This window comes from Acidisoma sp. S159, from assembly GCF_009766125.1.
GTDB lineage: Bacteria > Pseudomonadota > Alphaproteobacteria > Acetobacterales > Acetobacteraceae > Acidisoma.
Genome location: NZ_LMUG01000041.1, coordinates 70452 through 70913 on the forward strand (window position 1 = coordinate 70452; position 462 = coordinate 70913).

1 pseudogene is annotated in these 462 nt (G+C 63.4%); it reads left to right on the forward strand.

Features of this window, described 5'->3' with window-relative positions:
- Positions 1 to 381: pseudogene (locus tag GSQ92_RS11775) on the forward strand (transposase); the annotation flags it as partial.
- Between the last annotated feature and the right edge of the window lie 81 nt (positions 382 to 462).

The following is a 462-nucleotide window of genomic DNA, read 5'->3' on the forward strand; positions in this document are numbered from 1 at the left end:
TGGCAGTACCATTCTCTGAAGGACCTTGGTTTTCCGGTTATCTGCCTCGATGCCCGTCATGCACGGGCGGCGACGGCCCTGCAGCGAAACAAAACCGATGCCCACGACGCCGAGACATTGGCGCAGCTGGTTCGGACTGGATGGTATCGTGAGGCGCGGGTCAAGGGATGGGCTGCCCATGCGACACGGCGTCTGGTCGGTGCCCGGTCACAACTCGTCGGTATCTCGATCGACCTATCGAACCAGGTGCGCAGCACGCTCAAGACGTTTGGCCTCCGGGCAACCGGAAGAGCAGGAGGTATCTTCGAGACCAAGGTGCGTGCCGCACTGGAGGGCAGACCGGAAGTCGCCGATGTGGTCGAGCCGTTGCTGGCGGCTTGGCTGTCGCCAGGTCACGCGAAGGGGAATGACCGGTAGGCTTCTCTGCAGCGGCCGCTACAGGGCGACTTGCCGGCCGACTTC